The sequence below is a fragment of the Arenibacter arenosicollis genome (genome assembly GCF_014397245.1).
GTDB lineage: Bacteria > Bacteroidota > Bacteroidia > Flavobacteriales > Flavobacteriaceae > Arenibacter > Arenibacter arenosicollis.
In genome coordinates, this window is the sequence record NZ_JACLHY010000006.1 from 58,384 (window position 1) to 78,123 (window position 19,740).

Consider the following 19,740-nt stretch of genomic DNA (forward strand, 5'->3'; position numbering starts at 1 on the left):
TTATTTTCCACTATCGGAAATACGGAAGTATCTTGGATTAAAGTTAACAAAAAGATTCCACGACAATGCTTTACCTAATGTATTGGAATCGAAATCCTTGGTACAGATCCAAGATGCTCCCTTAATCGGCTCTAGAATTACCTTTTCTTCGTTACAACATTGATTTACAGGAACCAATATGCCGTTATCTTGTGATTTACTTTGATCTTGTCCAGAAGCTATCTGATTAACAATTGCAGCTATAATGACCAATATGATTTTTTGCATAACAAGGTTTTGTTTTATTTCCAACTATGCAAATGTGGATTAATCCAGAATCTTAGTGAAATTGAACTTACCCAGTTGTTAATTTCCGGTGATGGGCTGAGGGAAGGAACTATTATAAATAGAAAAGAGGACGCACCCCTACGTCCTCTTTTAAAATGTAAAAATAGTTTCTTTTTAAAAACTTATTTTTTCAGTCTTACTTATGAATGTTAAATTTAACATTTATTCTCCTACGAAACGCTCTTTTTTGAAAAAAATTTAACTCAAACCGTAAATATGGATATATCCACTAGGCGGATTAGGACATAATCCCAGAATTGTTGTTTTCCTAAAATAGTACCTAACAGGTATTAAACAACAATGGAAAAAGCAGACTCTAACATGAAATTTCAACCTAACACAGGTCTTGGAATTTTTATAATAAAGAAGTTGGGCTATTTTTAAAATAAAAAAGAGGACGCACCCCTACGTCCTCTTTTATGAATTGAATAGATTTAATCAAATCTATTACCTGTCTTACTTATGAACAACAAATATCTAACTTAATAGCAGTAGTCCAGTGCTTTATCAGAAACAAAAATACCCCATAAGAATCTGCAGGCTATAGAGTAGTGTGGATAATGGAAGTAATCTCCCGGATTTCATGAGAATACAGCAAAAGAAAAGAGGACGCACCCCTACGTCCTCTTTTATGAATTAAATAGATTTAATCAAATCTATTACCTGTCTTTCTTATGAAGAACAAATATCGGACTTAATAGTTTGACTCCCGTGCTTTATCAGAAACAAAAATACCCCATAAGAATCTGAAGGCTATAGAGTAGTATGGATAATGGAAGCTACCTCGCGGATTTCATGAGAACACAGCAAAAGAAAAGAGGACGCACCCCTACGTCCTCTTTTATGAATTAAATAGATTTAATCAAATCTATTACCTGTCTTACTTATGAATAACAAATATCCGACTTAATAGTTTGACTCCCGTGCTTTATCAAAAACAAAAATGACCCATAAGAAACCGAAAAGTCACACAATAGTGTGTTTAATGAGGTAGCCACCGAATATTAATCAGTTTAGGACAATAAAAAAGAGGACGCACCCCTACGTCCTCTTTTAAAAGTTAAAAAATAGCATCTTTAGCAAAAAACCATTTTTTAAGTCTTACTTATGAATGTTAAATTTAGCGAATATTTTAATACGGAAGGTGCTTTTTTGGTAAAAAAAATAACTTGAACCGTTAATTTCCCCAATAATAAATTTCTGCACCACTCGCTATCAGCCTTAAAATATCACTTTAAATACGGATTTATAAAAATTTTAAAACAAGCTATTTAGCTAAAAATGTAAAGTCAGGCAACCTAATTATCTCACCGCCTTTAAGTGCTGACTCATGAGCCAGAATCCCGACACAAGTTATATTGGCCGACTGCTTGGCATTGGGGTAAGGTGCTTTGTTCTGAACAAGGGCATTTACAAATTCATGTACCAGATGGGGATGCGACCCTCCATGACCAGCACCCTGTGTAAAGGAAAGGTGTTGGCGCTCATCCGAGTCGTACACCCCTTTGGTAGTGAAATGTTGTATTTCTTTAGGCAATAATTTTGCAAAATCCGGACTTTCCATTTCCTCTGGAATTTCCGGTTCCGGTTTCTTGGCCGTGTGCACCACCAACGGTTTCCCCTCGATCAATGGCCATTCCACCGATTTCTTTGACCCATATACCTCAAAGCTTTCGCGATATTGTCTGGCTACATCAAAAAGAGACCTATACACCTGGGCGCTTAAATCTGAATTCCGAAATTTAATATGAGTGGTTTCCACTGCAAATGGTGAGTCGTAATGCGGTATTAGCTCTTCGCGAATAGTTCCGGACCCAAAACAGGAAACGTACTCAGCCTCCCCTCTTGTAAGGGCCAGAACTGGCCCTACACAATGGGTTGCATAATGCATTGGAGGCAGACCAGGCCAGTAATTGGGCCAACCATCCATATCTTGTTGGTGACTGGCTTTTAAAAACTGTACTTTTCCCAATTCACCATTTTCATACAACTCCTTCATGTACAAAAATTCCCTGGCATATACCACGGTTTCCATCATCATATAAGTGAGCCCTGTTTCTTCGGTTAAGCGCACAATTTCCTCACATTCTTCCACAGTAGTTGCCATGGGTACGGTACAAGCAACATGCTTACCGGCTTTTAAGGCCTTTATGGATTGAATTCCATGGTCGGGAATGGGCGTATTTATATGCACGGCATCTATTTCCGGGTCCTGTAACAATTCATCATAGGAAGTATATCTTTTTTCAATATTGAAGGCATCTGCCAACTCGTTTAGCTTCTCTTCGTTCCGTTGCGAAATAGCCACAAGATTGGCGTTTGGATGCTTTTGGTAGATGGGAATAAATTCTGCTCCAAATCCCAAACCTACGATAGCGATATTTACTTTCTTAATGCTCATCTTATCTTAATTTTAATTAAATGTCCTTTTTAAAAAATCGAGTCCTTTGGAGGCGAATTCGTCCTGGCTCTTGGCCAAATTTTTCCAAATACACACGGCTCCAGCCAATTCCTTAATTTCCGGGGTAAAGCTTTCTATCACAATTGACCCCTTATAATCAATAGCCTTTAAGCCTTCTGCAAAATCGGTCCAAGGTGTTAATCCTGTACCTGGAATTCCCCTGTGGTTCTCCGAAACCTGTACGTGTATCAATTTGTCTCCTACCGTTTTTATAGCTTCTGCAATATTCCCTTCCTCAATGGTCATATGAAATCCATCCAATAACACCTTGGCTCTATTATGGTTTACATCTGCGATAAAACGCATAACGTCTTCAGCGGTATTGACCATATCGGATTCAAAACGATTAAGCGGTTCCAAAGCTATTGACACCCCATGATCCTGCGCCATTTCACAAACTTTGGTAACATTGCTCACAGCAAGGCCCCATTCCCGTTTCCGTTCTTCTTCAGGAAGCATACGAGCCTTGCCTACCGCGGCATACATGGGGCCGGCCAAAAACTCTACCTCCCACAGATTACATAGTTGAAAACATTTTTCAATATAATTGAAGCAATTTTGATGTACTGCGGTATCCTTATGGGTCAGATCCTTTGTTGGCCCAAAGGCACCGCAAACCACCGCTTGCAGCCCATTGTCTTTCAACGCCTTTTTTATGACTTCCCCATTGATCAAATCCGGCTCTTCTACTGGAATTTCCACCAAATCATACCCCATTTTTTTAATTTTCGGGAACAGGGCAATGGATTGTGAATTAAACGGTGATTCCCAAAGCCAGGTGCTTACACCGTATTTTATATCATTTATCATTCTAGAATTTTTACTTTAAATAAGCTACACTAATAACTTACTTTACAATTATATATACTATAAAAATATTGGTAATTACATCGTTTATTTTGCCTTGACTACCTTCATAACACCTTGCATAATTCGCCAATGACCTGGAAAAGTGCAGATAAAGGGATAATCTCCTGGTTCTTGGGGAGCTATGAATTTTAACACAACCTTTTCTTCAGGGTTTATAATGGCAGTGGCAAAAAGCACTTCGGGCATGTCAGGGACATAATTTTTCTCCGCACCATTGGCGCCCATAGCCAATTTATCCGCGGCTATGCCCACTTTTTCCTTTTCACCGGATTTGGTAATAACAAGGTTGTGCTGCATAAAATCCGTATTCTCAAAAACGAGCTCAACAGCCTTTCCTGCTTCCACAACAAATTCGGTTATGTCGTATTTCATTTCGTTTTTAATAGTCTTGATATTAATAAAAATGGCATTGGAACCACTATCCAAACTATTATCCGCATCCAATTCCACCTTATTGATATAGGTTTCTACCAAGAGCTCCGCTGGCGACTTATCGTCAAAGAGGTTCTTGGCAGATTTGGAAAAATCCAATTCAACTTCATATTTCCAATCCCCTGCCAACGAGACATTATATTGGCCAGTCTTTAAAAACATTTGCTCCTTTTTGCCCCAAATTCCACCTCCGCCACCAGTATCCTCGACCCGGACGGCAATGGAATTGCTACCGGCTTTTAAGACCCCTGATGGGATCTGATATACCCTATTGGCCTGATAATCCTTCTCTGTTCCGCCAACCAGCGTACCATTAATATAAACCTTATCGGAATCGTCTATAGGACCTAAAGCAATAGTGCCCGACTTGGCAGCAACATTGGAAGGAACATCAATATTTTTACGAAACCAAATTATACCATCCATCTGCAATCCAGCATCCTCAATTAGCTGTGGAAGGAGCATTGTTTCCCACTTGGAATCGTCAAACCCCATTATGTTTCTTTGATTTTTATCTGATGATCCAATTTTAAAATTAGGGTTGGAAGCCATAAATGAAGTGATAAACCCTTGATGATGTTTGCTACCGGCCACGTAAAGTGCCTTTGCCAACCAATCATCGGCCACAACTTGTTCCTCCTGACTCAACTCAAACAATTGTCTCCCAATTTCAGCATTAGCCTCCCTTTCGGAAAAATATAAAAGGGCGGCCAATTGTACCTCAGGGTCTTTGTCTTTCAATATGTTGGATTTTAACAGCAACGCATCTACAGTTTCGTTTTTCGGCAAGATCTGAATGGCGGCTTTTCTAACCGCTACTGATGGATGCTTTAAGGCGGTCTTGACTACTTCCATTGCCTCGGCATTGGAAGAAACAACACCAAGTCCATCCAAAGTCCATAAACCATGCAATGCTCCAGGATTAAGTCCCAATGCGTCCACTTGGGTATTCCCGACCAATTTGATAAGATCTGGCGCGACCTCAGTATTTCCGTTTTCAACCAATAAACGTTGGGCGGTCATTCGCCAAAACATATTATCATTGGTTAGGGCTTTTACCAAACCTTTTGAATCGCCCTTATCCAAGGTAATGGATTTTTTGTCCTCGGCATCTTTGGGCAAAATGCGCCAAATACGCCCCTTAGACTTATCGCGTAGCGGGTTTTCGTAAGCATTCCCCAGTCCGTTGACGGCATCATATCCTCCTCTATCTGTGTTAGGAGTAGGATTGTGTTGAATAATAAAATTATACCAGTCCAATACCCAAACTGCACCGTCTGGACCAACTTTGGCCTCCACTGGGGAAACCCATTCATCCGAGCTGGCCATTAAATTGCCCCCATCCTTTTCTATATATCCGGCTCCATCCTTTTCAATTTTGGCAATATGAACTACCCCTCCCGTTGGTTCGCAAACGAAGGCATAAGAATTCCAATATTGTTTTGGAAAGCTTCGTGCAGTATAAAAATGGTGTCCTGCGGCCGCTGTAAAGCCCCCGAAAACATCAACCTGTCTTATGTTTTGTGTAATTGGTAACATGGCGTAATGGCCATCTATTTTTGTACTTCCCTTAAGTGAAATCCCTGCAACATCTTTTAGGCTCTTATTGGGTATCCCCATAAAAACACTATGCGTATTGTTAGCGGTGGATGCAAAAATGGAATTATCCTCGGTAATCCCCAATCCCCAAGTATTGTTACTCGTATTGGTCAGAAATTCAAAATTCCCAAAGTCCCTATTGAAACGATATATTCCTTGACCAAATTCGAAATTATCACCGGAAATAGTCCCTTTAAAACCTGAATATCCAACTACCCCGTAGATATTATTATCAATTCCACGTTGAAGGTTTGATGGTCCGGCGTGGGTATCAAAAACACCCCAGCCATTTATAACTATTTCCTTTATATCCGCTTTATCATCAAAATCAGTATCCTTCAAAAACAAGAAATATGGCGCTTGGGAAACCAAAATTCCCCCATTCACAAAGGTAAAACTGGTAGGTATATTTAATTTATCGGCGAAGACTGTAAACTTATCGGCTTTTCCATCCCCGTCCGTGTCTTCGCAAATTTTTATTCTGTCATCTCCAGAGCCTTTGTCGTCCCGCACTGTATTGGGATAGTCAACGGTCTCTATAACCCAAAGTCTACCTTTCTCATCCCAGTTCATTGCTATCGGGTTAATAATATTTGGCTCGGAAGCAAATAGCTCCAGCTTAAACCCAGCTGGGACCTGGATTAATTTAGCCGATTCCTCCGGTGACAAAGGCAATTGGTATTTGGGGGCAGGATCTCTTTTCTCATAATTGGGAATATTGGCCATTTCTTTATAACTCAGACTTGGTATGTTCTTGGAGAATTCCTCCCAGTTCTTTTTAACTTGATCACTTACCGCCCAGAGAATACCTTCTTTAATAAGATTTTGAAATCCGGGTTTGCTCCAAGTTCTTTCATCATGTCCGTAAGCTGTATAGAATACCTTCCCCTTGCCAAATTGCTTTACCCAAGTCCATGGTTCATGATGGTCACCTTCCACCCTCTCCTTCAACACCGTAATATCATCTGCCAACTTATCATGAACATAGGTTTCATCCCAGGTCGAGAATTCTTCTACGGCCTGCATAATAGGGTGTGACTTATCAATAATTTTGGCTGTAAAGGTATCAGTGCCGTGCGATTTAAATTGCGCTCCTACTAAATCCACATATTCTTCAGACTCGTGAAAACAGAAGCTCGCACAATGAATAGGGATAAATGCATGACCTTCGGCAACATAATCCAACAATGCCTTCTCCTGTTCTGGAAACCTACTTTCATGATTGGCATATATAATTACCCCGTCATAAAGATCCAAATTTTCCGGATTTAGATCTTCTACCTTCTCTGTATAGGTAATATTAATACCACTTTGCGTAAGGGCTGAAGCCAATATAGGCATGTAGACCCTAGAATTATGGTGCTCTATGGCATGGCCTAGGAACAACATTTCTACACGTCTGGGTTGATCGTCCTTCTTTTTCTTCTGCGAAGAATTACAAGCTGCTAGGGTTAGAATGACTATTAGCCAACAGAATAAACGTGCCATTATGGTTTTCATGATAAAATTTTATTTGTGTTCAACAATGATAACCATTAAACCGGTACAAAGAATACTATATGTTATCCGAAGTTGACTATATTATATCATAGGATTGGATTTATACCTATATTTACAGATAAAAAACTACAAAATACTGACTTCATACTATAAACTTGTTGTTCTTTTTTAAACAATTCAATCCTTATAACTAAGTGAAATCAGCCTTACAGAAATCGCCTATTCCAAACTCGCACGCCTTTGTAGCCAAAATATTGCGACAACCCAACTTTGATCCTATTTGGCATTTTCACCCGGAATATCAACTATTTATGGTCTTGAAAGGCAGTGGCACGCGTTTTATTGGCGATCATGTAAAACATTTTAAAGAGGGGGACATCACTTTTACCGGTCCCAATTTACCGCATATGTGGCGCAGTGACAATGAAGGCATGACTGTAGAGCAGAATTTATGGTCAGAGGGAATTGTGGTATACTTTCACGAGGATTTTATAGGCAATAGTCTTTTGCAAAAGGAAGAAATGATCAAACTTAGGCAATTGTTTCAAAAGAGCCTGCGAGGGTTGGATATTACCGGCAAAACAGCCAGCTCCATTCGCGCTATGCTAAGCAATCTTTTACATCTTGAAGGCATGGACAGCGTTTTGGAATTATTCAAAATATTAAACTGCCTTTCCAACACAACGGAAACTACCTTATTGGCCAGTCCCGGCTATACCAACTCCTTAAAAGAAGGCGATACGGAAAGAATGAATAATGTACACGCCTACGTAATGAAGAATTTCAGAGGTAAAATAGAGTTGGACACCGTGGCTTCCTTGGCTAATATGACGCCTACCTCGTTCAGCAGGTATTTTAAAATCCATGCCAATAAGACCTTTTCGGAATTTTTAAGTGAGATTAGGATTGGCTATGCCTGTAAACTTTTGATCGAAGAAAAAATGAATATTGGTCAGGCATGCTATGAGAGCGGATTCCAAACCTTATCCAATTTCAACAAACAGTTCAAGGCGATTACCAAAAGAACGCCGATGTCCTATAAAAAAGAATACAAAGTTTAACCAAACATGGGCCCCTAAAGCCTGCCCTATAATTTTTTGAATAAATAATTACTTTAATTAAAGTAATTTTGCGCTATGGTAAGAAACATTCAGCTCAGGACCACCCTTTTGGAAGAATCCGTAGAAGATATCCTAAAAAAGAAAGCTGCAAAATATTTAAAAACCCCCATTCAGGAAATTTCAACGATAAAAGTGCTTCGGAAATCTATCGATGCCCGGAAATCTACCATATATTTTAATTATAAGGTTTCGGTTTATATCAACCAACCTGCACCAAAAAATAATGAGTACAGCTTTGAATACAAAGATGTTTCCAAAGCCAAAAAAATACACATTATAGGTTTTGGACCTGCAGGCATGTACGCCGCTTTGCGCTGCATAGAACTGGGGTATAGACCCATTGTCTTGGAAAGAGGAAAGAATGTGAAGGACCGTAGGCGCGACCTAAAGGCCATTAACAGGGACCATATCGTAAATGAAGACTCCAATTACTGCTTTGGCGAAGGCGGAGCAGGCACCTATTCCGACGGCAAACTGTACACCCGAAGCCTTAAAAGAGGGGATGTCCGAAGAATCTTCGAAAATTTGGTTTTTCACGGTGCAACAGAACAAATCCTAATAGATGCCCACCCACATATAGGCACCAACAAATTACCCAAATTGGTACAGAATATTAGGGAGACCATAATTAGACATGGAGGGGAGATACACTTTCAAACCAAGGTAGTCGATTTTAAGATTCACAATAACAACATCAAAGGGATCATTTTGCAAGATGGCAGCGAAATGCCCACGGACAGAGTTATTTTGGCTACTGGGCATTCGGCAAGGGATATATACTATTTGTTGAACAACAAAAAAATTGCCATACAAGCCAAATCATTCGCTATGGGTGTCCGTGTAGAACATCCGCAACATATTATAGATAGCATTCAATACCATTGTTCAGGGGAGCGCAACGAATTGCTTCCGGCTGCTTCCTATAGTCTGGTAGAACAGGTTAAGGATAGAGGGGTATATTCGTTTTGCATGTGCCCGGGAGGGTTTATAGTTCCAGCGGCAACCGCTCCAGGAGAAGTGGTCGTCAATGGTATGTCGCCCTCCAAGCGCAACAACTTATTTGCCAATTCGGGAATTGTAGTTGAGATAAATGTGGATGTTGACATCCATAAATATGAACACTTTGGGGCATTGAAAGGTTTGGAATACCAGAAAGATTTGGAGCGATTGGCTTTTACCTCTGGAGGAAGAAACCAAACAGCACCTGCACAACGATTAACTGATTTTGTGGAAGGAAAACTATCCAACGATCTAAATCCGACTTCATATCAACCTGGCCTAAAATCAGCACCTTTACATTCGCTTTTACCTAAATTGATCGGTAGCAGGCTGCGTTCAGGTTTTACGGCCTTTGGAGAAAAAATGAGGGGCTACTACACTGCAGAGGCCAATATTGTGGGAGTAGAATCCAGAACCTCTTCGCCCGTAAACATTCCTAGAAATGAAAATTTGGAACATCCTGAAATCAAGGGATTATTTCCCTGTGGTGAGGGTGGCGGTTACGCTGGCGGAATAGTATCAGCTGCCATGGATGGTGAACGCTGTGCCGAGGCTGCGGCCGCTGGACTATAGGTCTATTTATTGATTTAAACGGTTTATCCAAACTAATCCCCTACCTTTGCCACTTATTTTACATACTACATGACATTCAAAGACTTAGGTATTATAGAGCCTATCCTAAAAGCCCTAACGGCAGAAGGCTATACAAATCCAACTCCAATACAAGAACAGTCCATTCCCATATTACTTAAGGGCAAGGACCTATTGGGTTGCGCGCAAACAGGAACCGGTAAAACGGCGGCATTTTCCATCCCCATCATTCAACAAATGGTTATGGACAGGGAAGCCAATCAACAACAACGAAAAATTAGAACTTTGGTGGTTACCCCTACGAGGGAACTGGCCATTCAGATCGGGGAGAGTTTTACCTCGTACTCTCGATTTACAGGAATAAGAAACACTGTAATTTTCGGAGGCATTAAGCAAGGAAGGCAAACAGATGCTTTGAGAAAGGGAGTGGATGTGGTTATAGCCACTCCAGGAAGGTTATTGGATTTAATGAACCAAGGGTTTATTTCCTTAAGGGATATTAAGTATGCCGTATTGGATGAGGCCGACCAAATGTTGGACATGGGCTTTATCCACGATATAAAAAAGATAATTGCCAAATTACCTTCAAATAGACAATCGCTATTCTTCTCCGCCACCATGCCACCGGCTATAGTGGAACTATCCAAAAAAATCTTGGGCGATTTTGACCGTGTTACCATTAAACCACAACAGGCCACAGCCGAAAAAGTAGAACAAGGTGTTTATTTTGTCACCAAAAAAAATAAACCAAGCTTATTGATCCATCTTTTGGAAAAAGAGCCCAATGATTCGGCCCTTGTTTTTTCACGTACCAAGCATGGCGCCAATAAAATAGTAAAACAATTGGCCAAGGCCGATATTAAGGCCGATGCCATTCATGGAAATAAGTCACAAAATGCTAGACAAAAAGCATTGGGCGATTTTAAAGATGGTGAATTAAAGGTGCTTATTGCAACGGACATTGCTGCTAGGGGAATAGATGTTGAGGAACTTTCCTTGGTCATCAATTACGACCTGCCCAATGTTCCGGAAACTTATGTACATCGTATAGGTAGAACAGGTAGGGCCAGTGCCAGTGGTATTGCACTATCATTCTGCGATGCAGAAGAAAGACCTTATCTAAAGGATATACAAAAACTTATAAACCAACAGGTTCCCGTAATAAAGGACCATCCTTTTGTGGATGACGGATCTGAGGAGGTGCCTTTGGTAGAAAAAAAACATCACAATAACAGGCAAAAACCAAGGACTGGTCATTCCAATTCCAGGGGTGGTAGAAATAACAACCCCAATAGGAACCGAAATAACAGACCAAAAAGGGATTAGCATTTAAAAACTAATCCGCTTTGGGCCTAATTGGTCAATGATATAAATCCCCGATAATTAGCAGGTATTTAAAAAATTCAAGATATTTATTCTTTTAAAACAACCTATTTTTTAAAAGAATAAATATCAAATGAAAAATTTATTTACTACACTAGTAATTGGTTTGGTCCTTTTTGCTATTCCACTACCCTCATTGTCCCAAACTACGAACATCATCAGTTATAACATTAAATATGACAATACTGGGGATACGATCAACAATTGGAACGACCGTAAAGCGTCATTGGCGAAATTAATTCAGCATTATGATGCCGATATTGTAGGTATTCAGGAGGGATTGCACCATCAGGTGGACTATTTAAACACTGCCCTGACCGATTATTCCTATGTGGGTATAGGTCGGGATGATGGCCAGGAAAAAGGGGAATACTCGGCAATTTTCTATAATTCCAAAAAATTTAAAGTACTAAAAACGAATACCTTCTGGCTATCCGAAACACCCGAAAAAGTATCGGTAGGATGGGATGCCTCCTTAGAAAGAATCTGCACCTATGCCCTATTTCAAAATGTAAAGACCAAAAAACAGTTTTGGGTATTCAACACCCATTTTGATCATCGGGGAATGCAGGCAAGGGTCAACTCCGCACAACTCATTTACAAAAAAATAAATGAAATTAACACCTCCAAGCTGCCTGTAATCCTCATGGGAGATTTAAATTTAACCCCTGACTCCGAGCCTATTCAATATTTGAAAAAGAACCTGACAGATGCCATGGAAATATCACAAAAACCATTCTATGGCCCTATTGGCACCTTTAATGGTTTTGATCAGGATAGAATTATGGAAAATAGAATAGACTATTTTTTTGTAAAAAATGTTGACGTCTTGTCCTATACCCATATTGATGACAGAATGCCCAATAACAAGCATATTTCGGACCATTTGCCAATTCTAATGACCATAGCCAATTAGTTGATTATATGTACACCCCATCGCATTATAAAAATGAAGACCTAACAGAAGTAAAGGAATTCATAAAACAAAACAGTTTTGGAATATTGGTGAACCAAACCAATGGGAAGCCTTGGGCCTCACATATTCCCTTGGAGTTGGATTTGGACGGGGAAGGAAAGGACATTTTGGTAGGGCATATCTCAAAAGCAAATCCTCAATGGAAAACCTTTGAAGCCGCCGAAGAAGTTCTGACCATCTTTAATGGTCCACATAGTTATGTCTCCTCATCCTGGTATAAGGAGGAGGAAGTACCTACCTGGAACTATATTGCTGTTCATGTGTACGGAAAAATACAAATATTGGAGGAAGCTGCCGTCCTCGCCTCCCTTCATAAATTAGTGGATAAATACGAAAAAGAATCTACCGATCCCATTTCCATAAATAATCTATCCAAGAATACCATGAAACAAATTAAAGGTATTGTAGGATTCCAAATTAGTATTACTGATATTCAAGCTACCTATAAATTGTCGCAAACTAGGCAACAGGACCATCCAAAAATATTGGAAGAACTACAGAAAACCAATAAGCCTGGTTCCTTGGCAATTGCCAGTTGCATGAAGCATTTAAAAAAATAAAGCCTGAAAGTATTTATTATTCGCATTCAAAAATATTGATACATGAGCCTAGATCAAGAAAAACAAATAGCTGCCAAGGAAGCAGTGAAATATATTAAAAGTGGCATGACGGTGGGATTGGGAACAGGTTCTACTGCGGCCCATATGGTTAATGAATTGGGGAAACTAGTTTTAAACGGACTAAAAATAGTTGGAGTGCCCTCCTCGGAAACCACAAAAAAATTAGCAACTGAAAAGGGAATACCGCTTATCACTTTGGAAAATGCCAGTTCAATTGATGTTTATATTGATGGTGCCGATGAATTTGACTCCTATATGCAACTTATAAAAGGAGGCGGAGGCGCCCTTTTAAGGGAGAAAATATTGACCTATAACTCCGATTTGGTCATCATAATTGCTGATTCTCAAAAAGAAGTAAAAAGGTTGGGCGATTTTAAACTGCCAGTGGAAACCATTCCATTCGCTACCCAGAAAATAGAGAAGTTGCTCAACAAAATGGGGCTTCAACCTAAATTAAGAATAAAGGATGGTAAAAACTTTATTACAGATGAAGGTAATTTTATTCTAGACCTTAACATTGCGGATATTACCAATATTCCCGCGTTGGAAAGCAACCTAAAGCAAATTCCAGGTATTGTAGAAACAGGGCTATTCTTGGATATGGCCGATATTATTATTGTAGGGAAAGGTGAAACCGCCATTACTATTAAAAAATAAGAAGGTTTAGGCTATTTAGTGTAACGGTGGCCAGGCAACTGGACTTACTTGGTCACCATATACAGAAGAACCTGTAAAATTACGTTACAGGTTCTTCTGTTTTAAAATGAAATAAAAAGAAAATTGCTCAACGCGCTTTTCTGATCAATTGGGCCATATATACATATTTCATGTCCCTTAACCCTATACCTTCCTGCATAGCTTTGGTAGAAGCTGGTGTGGCGCCCTCACTCCAATTAATATTTTGGTTAAGGGCCTGCTTATAGTCCTTGAACATACTTACGGTCATATGGGAAGCGTAGGTATCACTGCCTATTGGACTAATAAAGCGTATTAAACCCCAGTTGCCTTTTCCACCAGCATCTACAACTTTTTGGTGGATGGGCTGAAAGATTTCCATCTCTGCCTTTTCATATGAATCGTAATTCATTAAGTCTACCTTCATTAAATCTATCTGGGCTACCGTACCCAAAGACATATTGAACTCTCCTTTGGTAGTGGCAATTTCTTCTGCAAATATTCTTACCGCCAAATCTCGGGTTGTCGAGGAATGGTTTAATTTTTTGTCAAGATCGGTTTCCGACATTTTCGGATACGCTGCCTTCGCCCTCTCCATCAAATGTGCCCAACTGCTACCGTCCATCATCTTTACCGGGTCGTTATATAACGAAACGGTCAAATACTGAAATCCCTGCTGTTCGCCCCCTGGGCTCAGCGCCCATAGGTCCCAGCCGATAATATCACCTGCTTTTACACGTTGTACCTGAATTTTTTCCCAAAACTCTTCCGTGGCGCTATACTCCATTTCCTGTTCATTGTCCACTTCCATAAATTCAAATACCAAATACAATTTTTCTTGAGCAATAGCCAAATTGCCCATTAACAACAATGCGAATAGAATCAAAATTTTTTTCATAATTATAGGTGTTATTGGTTAATGCTACTCTTTCGGGTTATTGATCTTCTTCAAAATCACAACCCAAATTAAAATCCAATCATTGGTTCGCTTGAACACAATGGAATGTTATATTAACCAAATAATTTAATAATAATCAAATAGTTAGGACGAATGGAAGTTATAATTGTCCGTAGGCAAGCTTAAAATTACCAAAGCATTGAACCTATATTAAATAGTATGTAAGTGTTTGAGAAGATGTTCTTTAAAAGATTTACTTATGGGAATAACTTTTCTATTAATTTCCAAATGGTTATCGGCAACCACATCCAATTTGGCAATGTTGACCATATAAGATCTATGAACCCTAATAAACATATGGCTCTTAATTTCCTTTTCAACAACCTTAAGGGTTGTACTGATTAAGTAGTTCCCACTAGATGTTATTATATTACTGTAATTTCTATCGGCCTCTATATAAAGAATTTCGTCTAACAGTAACTTCACCATTCGTCCATTATGTCTAACGAAAATACGGTCTACCAAAACCTCAAAATGTTCGGAGATATCTTTTACCTCTGCACTATTTTCATGTATTTGATCTACGACCAAGGCAATGGTTCTCTGCAAATCCAAATTATTAAAGGGTTTTGAAATAAAGGCATAAGGGTGTGTAGCCTTAGCCTTGGCAAAAGTAGCTTCATCGCTATTGGCCGTAAGGTATATTATGGGAATCTTTTTGGATTTCTGAATCTCAATTGCCGCTTCAATTCCATTAATTGCTCCCTTTAGGTTAATATCCAATAAAATGATATCAGGGGTATTTGCCCTAGCGTGTAAAATGGCCTCCTCTCCCCTCGTTTCAATGCCCATGACTTCATATCCCAAATTGGAAAGTTGGACAGAAATATTTGCGGCGATGATCATATCATCCTCAACAATTAAAATACGGGTTTTTTGGTTCATAATCAGGCTGCTTTAGGATGTTGAAATTCAAATGAAACTGAAGTTCCTTTCTTTTGGCGTAGCACCATTTTACCGTCCAATTGCTTGGTTAAAAGTGCTATCAACTGAGTACCAAACCCTATTCCATTAGCTTTATTTCCATTCTTGATACCAATGCCATTGTCGTTAACCTTAAGTTCTAAATAATCGGACTTCTGAACCAGTCCTATAGTAATAGTTCCTTTTAGGTTGTTGGGAAAAGCATATTTCAAGGCATTTGTAATCAATTCATTAACTATTAATCCTATAGGCGTTGCTATATCAACATTTAGCTCGATCTCGTTCATTTCATAAACCATATTGATCCTTTGTCCGGCACCGTAGGAGTGAAGTACATAATCTCCTAAAATTTTAAAATAATTCTTCATCTCTATACTTGCCAAATTTTTTCCCTGATATAAATTTTGATGAATCATACTCATACTTTGGATCCGATTTTGGATTTGGTGCATGTTTTCCTTTATTTTTTTGTCGTCTATGTGGGTCGATTGGAGAGACAGCAAACTGGAGACCACCTCCAAATTATTCTTAACCCGGTGATGAATCTCTTTTATCAGGAATTCTTTTTCATTGTTTTGATGTTGCAGCAGTACATTCTTTCTTTGGTTATTTTTAATGGCTACAAAACCCAAGACCAAGAGAAACAATAATAATCCGGTGATAATCGAAGTTAAGATCTGATTGGACTGTTGCTTTTTTATAGTTCCCTGTTGTAGAAGTATGGTATCTTCCTTTTGTGCAACCTCAAATTCCGTTTGTAACAAAGCAATGCGATGATCGGATTCTGCCGTGAAGATTGCCTTTTTTAGCCCGTCATATTTTGAAAATGCTTTGTAAGCCTCCATATAGTTATGGTCGCCTGCATAAGCTTTCCCCAAAGCTTCATATGCCTGACTCAAATAATATTCATCCCCAAAATCATCAGTCGCTACATTAAGTGATTTTTGAAGGCTTTCTATCGCATTTTTATATTTCCCCTGTAGATTCTGCATTTTTCCAATGGATAGCCAGGACCGCATCAGCATAAATCCGTTCTCCAACAACTCAGCATATTTAACAGCATTGTGCCCGGCTTTTTCAGCTTTCTTGTAATTGTTTAAATAGGCATATAAATCCACAAGTGAGATATAGACATCACTCAAATTATTATAGAATCCGTAACGCTCACCAATGGCCAAAGCATGTTCAAAATATTTTAGTGCTTCCTCATGTCTATTTAACTTAAGATAGTTGTTGGCTACAACATAAAGGGTGAAATCATAATCCAGATCAATAATCCCGTGTTCTTCAAAGAGGACTATGGATTTAATACCATATTTTAATCCTTTATCATATTTGGCCTGTTTCCAGAAAATATTACTTAAGTCGCTATAAGCAAGTGCAATAGCCTTTTTATCATTTTGCTCCTCCCCCAATCTTAGTGCTTCCATGGCATAATCGGCAGCCTTGTCCAATTGCCCCCGGCGTTCAAAAACATATCCTAGCTGTGTATTTAAAAAGGCAAGGTCCTTGGTCAACACCTTACTTTTAGCTTTTTCCAAGACTATTTGGGCACTGTCCAATTTTTCCATTCGCAAAAGAATAGCCCCCTGTGTAATCTGAAATCGGCCATGCCATAATCTATTTTCCATTTCAAGGGTGCGCTCCAATCCCAACTTGGTGTATTGTAAGGCCTTTGTCAAATTTCGGGTGTGCCAGTAATAGGCAAGATCGTTTAGGATCTCAAATTTCAAGGTATCCGTGGGAGCGCCTTCATAGAACTTCTCCAAATGTTCCAAATAGGAGGCTCCAAAATTATCAGTATCCACAAACACCTTTTGATAAGGAATCTCCCTATCAAAATCTATGAGTTGACCAAATGAAAATGCACTAAAGAAAATAGTAATGAAAATTGCTATGTAGTGGTGTTTACCCATTTTTTAAAACTATGATATACTTTAAAAAGCCGGGGTTCTTAAATATACGAATATTATTTACATAAATCATAGGGTAATTAAAACCGCTTGTTCGGACAATAAATCAAGCCCTCCGTCCTAAACGGATTGACTCTCAACTTAAAAACCAATTAATTAGTTTAAGGTATGGAGTTATTTAATAGTCATGAAATCACCAATAGTACTTTTTATGTTTATGGTTTTAGGTTGTATTTCTTGCAAAAACGACCCAAAAACTATGGGCAATGAAATAATAACAGAAAATAATGACAACCAAGAGGTTACTAAAAGAAATAAGCTTCAATCATCTATAGATGCATATCTAAACATTAAGGATGAAGAGGAAATTAATGGGATGGTAACGGACAATTACATAAGAAACATGAACGGAATACCCGTAGTTACCAATAAATCGGAATTAAAGGCAAGGCTAAATCTATATACAACCGGATTCCCCGACCATATTATATCATTGAGCAATAGCAACGTATGTGAAAATCAGGGTTATGTCAACTGGGTCTTTACTGGAACCCATACAGGACAATTTGCCGATGTTAACGCAACTGGGAAAAAAGTTAAAATAAACGGATTTTCACATCTGTATTTTAATAAAGAAGGACAAATATATCAAGAGGATATTTTTTACAATGAATTGGAATTTTTACAACAACTGGGATACTCCCTGGTAGCTCCAATTCTTGAATAAGGTAAAAGTTAAATGTTCCCCTCCACAAGTAATATGTACAAACCATTAATTAATAAATGTCATGAGAACACTTAGGAATTATCTAATTACAGCTGCCCTCTGTATATTTTGGCTAGGAATAGGTATTGCCCAGGGCAATGACCAATTTCAGGCTTATTGGGTGCATGAGGATGTTGTAAAACCAAGCATGGTTATGCAATATGAAACTGTTTGCAAAGAACTAACGGATAATATGAAAAAACACAATATCCAGGGTCTTAGCGTAATAGTGTCGAATACCGTCGACAACCGTTACATGTGGATTAGTCCAATAAACACCATAGCTGACGTGGACCGTCCGGTTTTCCAAACATTATCCGAAAAAATGGGGCCGGAAAATATGACAGCCATGTTCAATAAAATGAACAAATGTTACGATGTTGAACACGATTATATTATTCAAATGGACAAGGAATTGACCTACATGCCCGACGGAATTACTCAAACTCCAGTTGGGCAGGAATATCGAAAGTTTCATTATTACTACTATACACCAGGAAATGCTGCAATTGTTAAGGAAAAAGCCCTAGCCATAAAGAAATTATTTCAAAGTAAAGGGTCCAAACTACATTATAGGGTGTACCACAGTGGATTTGGAAACAGAGGTGCCTATTATATGGTAGCCATTGCTGCCAAAGATGCTGCAGATTACGCCAATAAAATTACCGAGAACAATACATTAATGGGGCCGGAATGGCAAAGCACCTTTAGTGATTTTATGGGTAGCTTGATACAATATGAGCTGGTTGAAGGCCAAATGAGGCCAGATATGGCCTATTCTCCCAAATAAGGAATATTACGAGCAACATTATAAACTTAAACTTTAAAATTATGAAAAACTTAAATCAATTAAATCAATTATTTGTCTTTGTATTATTGGTACTGTTGACTCCTTGCCTTGCATTGGCCCAAGCGGAGAAAAATCAGGCCTATTATGTCCATGAAGACCAGGTAAAGCCTTCCATGATGCAAAAATACAACGAGGTATCCAAGGATTTTAAGGAAGCATGTAAAAAACACAATCTGCAAGACATCAGTTGGCAGGTTGCTTCTACCGACACCGGAAGGTATTTCAACATTTCCCCTATAGAAAATATGGCGGAACTGGACAAGAACGTTATGGCTCCCTTGTCTGAAAAAATGGGAGAGGAAGCCTTTAGAAATCTTTTTAAGCGGTATAATGAATGCTATGACAAACATGGTGATTATATGATTTATCTTAATAAAGAACTCACCTATATGCCAGAAGGCATAAGTACAACTACAGAGGGGCAGAACTACAGAAAATGGCATTTCTTACATGTTACCCCTAGTAACATTCAAAATCTTAAGGGAAAGCTGAAAGAATTAAAAGCCCTTTATACTTCAAAAGGATCCAAGGAGTACTATCGCATATACCACAATGGGTTTGGCAGTATGGGCGATTACTATCTCGCCGTAATTTCGGCAGTAGACGCAGAGGACTACGCTAAAAAATCCAAAGAAAATGAAGCATTATTGGGCGAAGAAGGAAAAAAACTATTTGATGAAGTGTTCAGTTACGTCTTAAAATACGAAACGGAAACTGGACAAATGCATCCCGATTTAGCCTATACACCATCAAAATAAATTCATAAACAGGTAGA

16 protein-coding genes are annotated in these 19,740 nt (G+C 38.8%); 9 read left to right on the plus strand and 7 right to left on the minus strand.

What is annotated here, in order from left to right; translation table 11 throughout:
• The 4 genes from H4O18_RS08075 to H4O18_RS08090 all read right to left on the minus strand — a co-directional run bounded on the left by H4O18_RS08075 (nucleotide 1) and on the right by H4O18_RS08090 (nucleotide 7,189).
• A complete protein-coding gene (locus H4O18_RS08075) occupies nucleotides 1-267 on the minus strand; it encodes a hypothetical protein (protein ID WP_187583281.1) in 267 nt (88 codons plus the stop codon).
• A gap of 1,327 nt (nucleotides 268-1,594) precedes the next feature.
• On the minus strand, nucleotides 1,595-2,728 hold the full coding sequence (locus H4O18_RS08080) for a Gfo/Idh/MocA family protein (RefSeq protein ID WP_187583283.1): 1,134 nt from the start codon (nucleotides 2,726-2,728) through the stop codon (nucleotides 1,595-1,597).
• Nucleotides 2,729-2,740: 12 nt separating this feature from the next.
• A complete protein-coding gene (locus H4O18_RS08085; protein WP_187583285.1) occupies nucleotides 2,741-3,598 on the minus strand; it encodes a sugar phosphate isomerase/epimerase family protein in 858 nt (285 codons plus the stop codon).
• Between the two features lie 84 nt (nucleotides 3,599-3,682).
• On the minus strand, nucleotides 3,683-7,189 hold the full coding sequence (locus H4O18_RS08090; protein ID WP_222942372.1) for a PVC-type heme-binding CxxCH protein: 3,507 nt from the start codon (nucleotides 7,187-7,189) through the stop codon (nucleotides 3,683-3,685).
• Between the two features lie 194 nt (nucleotides 7,190-7,383).
• On the opposite strand from H4O18_RS08090, the gene H4O18_RS08095 reads away from it, so the two are divergent.
• From H4O18_RS08095 to rpiA, 6 genes are all read left to right on the plus strand, one after another.
• On the plus strand, nucleotides 7,384-8,250 hold the full coding sequence (locus tag H4O18_RS08095) for a helix-turn-helix domain-containing protein (RefSeq protein WP_187583286.1): 867 nt from the start codon (nucleotides 7,384-7,386) through the stop codon (nucleotides 8,248-8,250).
• A 75-nt stretch (nucleotides 8,251-8,325) separates the two neighbouring features.
• Nucleotides 8,326-9,882 (plus strand): NAD(P)/FAD-dependent oxidoreductase, encoded by a 1,557-nt coding sequence (locus H4O18_RS08100; protein ID WP_187583288.1) that lies wholly within the window; start codon nucleotides 8,326-8,328, stop codon nucleotides 9,880-9,882.
• Between the two features lie 69 nt (nucleotides 9,883-9,951).
• Nucleotides 9,952-11,226, plus strand: coding sequence for a DEAD/DEAH box helicase (locus H4O18_RS08105; RefSeq protein ID WP_187583290.1), 1,275 nt, complete (start codon nucleotides 9,952-9,954; stop codon nucleotides 11,224-11,226).
• Between the two features lie 130 nt (nucleotides 11,227-11,356).
• A complete protein-coding gene (locus tag H4O18_RS08110; protein ID WP_187583292.1) occupies nucleotides 11,357-12,199 on the plus strand; it encodes an endonuclease/exonuclease/phosphatase family protein in 843 nt (280 codons plus the stop codon).
• Nucleotides 12,200-12,207: 8 nt separating this feature from the next.
• Nucleotides 12,208-12,819, plus strand: coding sequence for an FMN-binding negative transcriptional regulator (locus H4O18_RS08115; RefSeq protein ID WP_187583294.1), 612 nt, complete (start codon nucleotides 12,208-12,210; stop codon nucleotides 12,817-12,819).
• 42 nt (nucleotides 12,820-12,861) lie between these two features.
• Nucleotides 12,862-13,536, plus strand: a complete 675-nt coding sequence (gene rpiA / locus H4O18_RS08120; RefSeq protein ID WP_187583296.1) for a ribose-5-phosphate isomerase RpiA — start codon at nucleotides 12,862-12,864, stop codon at nucleotides 13,534-13,536.
• Nucleotides 13,537-13,663: 127 nt separating this feature from the next.
• On the opposite strand, the gene H4O18_RS08125 is transcribed toward rpiA, so the two are convergent.
• The 3 genes from H4O18_RS08125 to H4O18_RS08135 all read right to left on the minus strand — a co-directional run bounded on the left by H4O18_RS08125 (nucleotide 13,664) and on the right by H4O18_RS08135 (nucleotide 17,352).
• Entirely contained in the window at nucleotides 13,664-14,452 is a 789-nt protein-coding gene (locus H4O18_RS08125) for a hypothetical protein (RefSeq protein WP_187583298.1), read from the minus strand.
• Nucleotides 14,453-14,662: 210 nt separating this feature from the next.
• Nucleotides 14,663-15,397 carry a LytR/AlgR family response regulator transcription factor gene (locus H4O18_RS08130; RefSeq protein WP_187583300.1) on the minus strand — a complete coding sequence of 245 codons (735 nt, stop codon included), beginning with the start codon at nucleotides 15,395-15,397 and terminating at the stop codon, nucleotides 14,663-14,665.
• 2 nt (nucleotides 15,398-15,399) lie between these two features.
• Nucleotides 15,400-17,352 (minus strand): sensor histidine kinase, encoded by a 1,953-nt coding sequence (locus H4O18_RS08135; protein ID WP_187583302.1) that lies wholly within the window; start codon nucleotides 17,350-17,352, stop codon nucleotides 15,400-15,402.
• Nucleotides 17,353-17,536: 184 nt separating this feature from the next.
• On the opposite strand from H4O18_RS08135, the gene H4O18_RS08140 reads away from it, so the two are divergent.
• The 3 genes from H4O18_RS08140 to H4O18_RS08150 all read left to right on the plus strand — a co-directional run bounded on the left by H4O18_RS08140 (nucleotide 17,537) and on the right by H4O18_RS08150 (nucleotide 19,723).
• On the plus strand, nucleotides 17,537-18,076 hold the full coding sequence (locus H4O18_RS08140; protein WP_187583304.1) for an ester cyclase: 540 nt from the start codon (nucleotides 17,537-17,539) through the stop codon (nucleotides 18,074-18,076).
• 61 nt (nucleotides 18,077-18,137) lie between these two features.
• On the plus strand, nucleotides 18,138-18,905 hold the full coding sequence (locus tag H4O18_RS08145; RefSeq protein WP_187583306.1) for a hypothetical protein: 768 nt from the start codon (nucleotides 18,138-18,140) through the stop codon (nucleotides 18,903-18,905).
• 41 nt (nucleotides 18,906-18,946) lie between these two features.
• Nucleotides 18,947-19,723 (plus strand): hypothetical protein, encoded by a 777-nt coding sequence (locus H4O18_RS08150; RefSeq protein ID WP_187583308.1) that lies wholly within the window; start codon nucleotides 18,947-18,949, stop codon nucleotides 19,721-19,723.
• The last annotated feature ends 17 nt before the right edge of the window (nucleotides 19,724-19,740 follow it).